This window comes from Bacillota bacterium, assembly GCA_023511455.1.
Taxonomy (GTDB): domain Bacteria; phylum Armatimonadota; class HRBIN16; order HRBIN16; family HRBIN16; genus HRBIN16.
Window position 1 is genome coordinate 1 of record JAIMBJ010000063.1, and the last position, 5,122, is coordinate 5,122.

General features: G+C 55.2%; 7 protein-coding genes. All 7 read left to right on the forward strand.

What is annotated here, in order from left to right:
- Positions 1 to 200: AbrB/MazE/SpoVT family DNA-binding domain-containing protein (locus K6U75_17070; protein ID MCL6476745.1), on the forward strand; the 200-nt coding region annotated here is incomplete at its 5' end.
- Positions 201 to 203: 3 nt separating this feature from the next.
- Entirely contained in the window at positions 204 to 602 is a 399-nt protein-coding gene (locus tag K6U75_17075) for a type II toxin-antitoxin system death-on-curing family toxin (GenBank protein MCL6476746.1), read from the forward strand.
- Between the two features lie 430 nt (positions 603 to 1,032).
- The gene (locus K6U75_17080; protein ID MCL6476747.1) at positions 1,033 to 1,731 is read left to right on the forward strand and encodes a hypothetical protein; all 699 of its coding nucleotides are present in this window, start codon (positions 1,033 to 1,035) and stop codon (positions 1,729 to 1,731) included.
- Positions 1,732 to 1,819: 88 nt separating this feature from the next.
- Positions 1,820 to 2,623, forward strand: coding sequence for a hypothetical protein (locus K6U75_17085; protein MCL6476748.1), 804 nt, complete (start codon positions 1,820 to 1,822; stop codon positions 2,621 to 2,623).
- 68 nt (positions 2,624 to 2,691) lie between these two features.
- Positions 2,692 to 3,279: an RHS repeat-associated core domain-containing protein gene (locus tag K6U75_17090; protein ID MCL6476749.1), complete on the forward strand. Its 588-nt coding sequence runs from the start codon at positions 2,692 to 2,694 to the stop codon at positions 3,277 to 3,279.
- A 1,097-nt stretch (positions 3,280 to 4,376) separates the two neighbouring features.
- Positions 4,377 to 4,688 (forward strand): hypothetical protein, encoded by a 312-nt coding sequence (locus K6U75_17095; protein ID MCL6476750.1) that lies wholly within the window; start codon positions 4,377 to 4,379, stop codon positions 4,686 to 4,688.
- A 10-nt stretch (positions 4,689 to 4,698) separates the two neighbouring features.
- Positions 4,699 to 5,010, forward strand: coding sequence for a hypothetical protein (locus K6U75_17100; GenBank protein ID MCL6476751.1), 312 nt, complete (start codon positions 4,699 to 4,701; stop codon positions 5,008 to 5,010).
- The last annotated feature ends 112 nt before the right edge of the window (positions 5,011 to 5,122 follow it).

The window sequence follows — 5,122 nt, forward strand, 5'->3', positions numbered from 1 at the left end:
TAACCGGGCACGCGGAGGTAGGGCTACCCGACGAGGTAATGCATCGCCTTGGGCTGGTGGAGGGACAGCGGATTCTGGTGATAGAGACGCCGTATGGGCTGGAGCTGCTGCCCGAAGACCCTCAACTGACCACGCAGGTAGCGATAGCGGAGTTAGTGATGCAGCAAGATGAGGAAGTGCTTCGGCCGCTGGCGGGATAGGCGATGGCAGAGCCTGTGTGGCTGCGGGAAGAGCTGATACTGTATGTCCATCGCAGGCAGATTTTGCAACACGGGGGCTCGCTGGGGATACGTGACCCAGGCTTGCTGGAAGCGTCGTTGGCTCGTCCCCGACAGGTGTATGCTTATGAGCCGAATGCGGACATGGCACGATTGGCAGCTGCCTACGCGTGGGCGATTGTGCGCAACCATCCCTTTGTGGACGGTAACAAGCGGGTGGCGCTTGTGGCGTGTCGGGTCTTCCTGCGGTTGAACGGTTACGACCTGTCTGCTTCTGCGGAGGACAAGTACAGAATGTTTATGGGTATCGCCTCGGGCGGGGTGTCTGAAGACCAGTTCACCGATTGGATCCGCGAGCATCTGGTGCCTGCGTCAAGTTTTTGACCCGCGACCCGATTGGGTTGGAGGGGGGCATCAACCTGTATGCGACTGTGGGGAACGGGGTGGTGATGGGAGAAGATAGCGAAGGGCGAGTTTTTATTGGTATCGTTCTACCCGATTTTGGCTTCTTACAGTGGATGGATGATATACTTGTAGCAATCAAGAACTGTGGCGAGTGCGCTAGGGAAGCTTACGAATTGGCTCGTCGAGTGCTGGACTGGTCGCGCAACGACAAACTGGCTCATTGCTATGCCACCTGTGAAATCAGCCGATGTAGTGGGTCGCCAGCCTGTGCAATCGGAGCGGGTGAGTGCCGTGAACAGGCACAAGGCTTCGGACATCGTGTCTACCCAGGGGGATATCCTGAGGGCGCCAGTGATGCTGACCGGCTGGCTAATAGTAGTGGGGTGGCATGCGCGGAAGCAAGAGAGGGTTGCCTGGCGTGTTGTCTCAGAAAATGGGGCAAACATCGATAGGAAAGCAGGTGGTGCGGTTTTGCCTCTTGTGCATAGCCGTTGCTTTGCAAGCCGCTCCATTTGGCGTGTTTTGGTTGGCTTTGTCGGTGGATACACATTTCATCTGGGAATGTAACGGAATGATTCAGAAGTTTGCCTCCATGCCCGTTGGCACCCCTGCATCCGCCATCAAGCGGGCGCACGGCGAACCGGATTACATCACTAATGTGTATCGTCGTGAGCAGGACGGACAGCTTGTCCTGCGGGAGGCTGAATGGGTTTACCTTTGTAGCGATACACCTGTGAGAGTGTTTTTAGATAGCCAGCAGAAGGTGACACATGTTCCTCCCCCCACGTTTTTGGCAAGAAGCGCAAGGGCTGAGGCAATTTTACTCATGTTACATATCGCCTACTTGTTGGGTATAGGCACAGCGATACTGTTGTTCGGGGGAAACAGAATATGTCCACGCCTGCAAGTGCTGGCATTGGGGGCAATACTGTGTCTTGATATATTGGCAGTGACGGTTATCTTCCGGCCGCTAACCAGTTGGGTGGTGCGTGCGTTCTGGCTTGCACTCAGTGCCCTGCTGGCTTATTTATGCGTGGTGTATGGATTGAGACACTTGCTGCTGCTCTACATGAGAGAATGGACGCCAAAGTCGCAGGGTTCAACATAAAGTAGCGTTAATGGAGTGTGCTTTTGCCTGGGGGAGAGAGACGTTCCCCCTGCCCTGAGAGAGAAGCACGAGGTATAGACATCAACCGGTGAGAGCCTTTACTCATCGCCATACCTACGTTGCCAAAATTGGGCGATTCCTGCGTCCGATAGAACCCATTGCTGGACTTGACGGGTATGACTGGGAGAAGCTCCTTGCCAAAAACTTCGACCATTTGCTCCGTTTCCTGTATGGTCTACCAGTGGAGGTGCAGGTAGGTCTGGCGGTGAACGTGCTGAAGCGCTATCTGCCCACGTTTGAGTTCCATCGCCCCGACGACCTTCGTGCAAGGAAGGTGGTAGAAGCGGCAGAACTGTGGCTCAAAGACCGCTGCGAAGGCAACGCCAAACTGCAGGAGTGTCGTCTGGGCGCATACTGGGAACTGGAACTGTACTGGCATTTCTTGAACGCGGTGAGCCTTCTGAAGTATATGCTGCTGAACTGGGCTCAGGACATGTTCCGCTCGGCGGCAGCGACGGCAGATATCGTGTCTAACTGCATCTGGCAGCGGATGAATGACATTTGGCGGGCGGACAATCCGCGAGACTATGAGGCAGGGCAGATGGTGCAAGATATTGAATGGAAGCTAATGGTGCGTGAAAACGAGTTATCGGAGGAAGAGAAGCAGGGGCTCGAAGCGGAGATAGAGCGGTTGGTGGCGCAACGGGAAAGTTCTCAGGTGGGCAATGTGGTGGTACGCGCAGTCGCCTACCGTGAGTGGTTGTTCCTGCAGCAGTGGATGCAGAAGATTGCCGATATGTACCCGACAGGGATGCAGCTGAGCCGGAGGGAAATCTGGATGTGGTGGGGGTATTCGTGGGATGCGAGCTATGAACGCAAGCGCCTCGGATAGTCGTTCCTATTTTTATCTCGACGGAATAATGCCGCTAGTGCCTATCCTACGACGCCTGGGGTCAGCGCATGTCTGGTAATAACCCGACACCATACGGCTACAAAGCGCAGTGGGGCTACTATACGGACATGGAAACTGATATACTGTTGCTGACGCACCGTTACTTAGACCCTGCGACGGGAAGGTTCCTGACCCGAGACCCGATTGGGTTTGAGGGAGGGGTCAACCTGTATGCGTATGTGGGGAACGGGGTGGTCAACAAGGTGGACCCGAACGGGTTGATACCTTTGTATCCGCCGTTCCCAGGAATAATAGCGCCTTGCGAACCTGCTCCCCCGCCAATGCAACCTCCCAGTGGTGCCCCGCCATCAGCATGTTCTGAATATGAACGGCTATGCAGCCAAGGCAACCGAGTTGCTTGTATGATGATTCAGCCGTGTAGAGCTGCAGGGAACAGTCCGTGGAGTAACTGCGTGCGAGGGTGTTTGCTCGAGCGTTTCAAGGCGTGCCGAGGCGACTGGGCTTGTGAGGTTTTTGTCTATTTGACCTGGGGACATCTGGATTGCTGGACGAGGTGTCTTGATTATGCTCCCACACCATGCATTCCAGGGCGTCCCCGCCCCATAATATGTATGTTGCCGCTGACGACCAGATGAGTACGCTGTTCATCCATAGATGCGTTCTGTTAGTGAAGGCAGCCACTTTGTGCGCAATGATGGGGATAGCTTCGGGTGTTCTCGTACTTGCAATGAATCTCGTCGCTGCTCAGCAAGGTTCACACTGGGAAACGGTGGGGGCGATCCTATACTTCCTTTGGTGGCTACCGACCTTCTTTTATGTGAGCCTGTGGCTGTCTCATGCTTACGCGGTTACCCTCGGATTATCACTGGCAAGTATCTATGTGGCATTAAGGGCAGCGGAACGAGCGCAGACGTTAACACATTGGTCTCTGATGTCGTTATTATGTCACCTGATATTAGTTTTAGTGAATGCCTATGCGTACACTCACCTGACACACGGTTCGGTAATTCGGTCTGCTTGCATAACCATTTGGCCGCATTGATGATGGAGAAGTGGACGAGTGTCGGTCGTGTGTATAGGGCAGGGGTTTCAGTAGAGTCGTAAGGTGGGAAGACCTGTAAGGTCATATACACAGGCAATGCCCGCTCACGTCACAAGCAGACTGTTGACCCGAGACCCGATTGGGTTGGAGGGGGGCATCAACCTGTATGCGTATGTGGGGAACGGGGTGGTAATTGGTAAGGACCCTTCGGGCACGGTCGTGATTGCGCCCTTCGTGGGAATAATACTGCGGCAGTGTGCAGTTGGCATTGCCGGCGGTGCGGCAGAACAGATTGGGGAATGGTTAGCCTGCGTTCTATATCGGGGTATAATGCACGGAAGGGCTGGGATACGTACCTGCGGTCCCTTCCCTGTGCCAAGCTTGTGCGATGTCATTGGAGGATGTATCGGGGGCATACTGGGTGGTGAATTACTCAAAAAGCTGCTGCCTCCCAACATCAAGGACGAGGTTCTGGAACTGCTGTCGGAGATAGTGGGCGCGTTCTTCGGTGGCGGCTTCGGAAGTGGACTATGCGACGAGGTTCGCCAGGACCCGCCAAGGTTACCAGTTCCTAAGCCGGCTCCGCCTGTACCGCATCCACCGAGTCCCTCTCCGGGGCAAGGGGGCTGCGGGCCTGGAGGATACATACCACGTCCCTCACCTCCGCCGGCTGTGTAGAGGAGGAAAACCATGTGGGCTATCCGATTGACCATGCTGAATGCGATGTTGTTCGCGGTTTCTCTGACGGCTGGAGTGACGGCACGCGTTCCGGGTGATGCCCTCGGCTGGCAAGGTGTCGTCGTACTCCTCGGCATCGGGCTGGCAATCGGCAGCGCGGGAACGATGTTCGTACGGCTTTTTGCTCGGCTCTCTTCCGACAGCGGGGCCTATGTACGCAAACATGCGGTAGATGCTTTGACTTTCTTTCTGTCTATCGCGTTGATGTATACCGTGGCCCTTGTCTGGCAGGCTTTCGCAAAGTTGGCTTTGCCGTATCGGTGAGGAGAACGCGATGCGCAAGTGGATAGGGCTTGTGATATTGTTCTGGGCGTGGGCTGCTGTTCAAACCCTTCGTATGCGCACCGAGATAGGATGGCACGGCGTGATTTTAGTCTGGACAGGTATTGCACTCTCTTACCTGGTCATACCTGTTGTTGCCCGTTTTTTGGCTGTGGGAATACTGCCGCCAGGTGAGACTGCCTCACGACGCTTGGTGGTAGCACAATCTGTTTTGTGGGCGGTAATGGTTCTCAGTGTTTTACTATTGTCGTCCTTCATCGCCGGCTTGCTGGAAGAAATGGCTATTGACCGATCTCGCCGGTAGCTGCTACTATACCTTGCGGGACGGCACCGCCAGTGCGGGCTTTGGCATGCCACGTGTGGGGTCAGCGCATGTCTGGCAACAACCCGACACCATACGGCTACAAGGGGCAGTG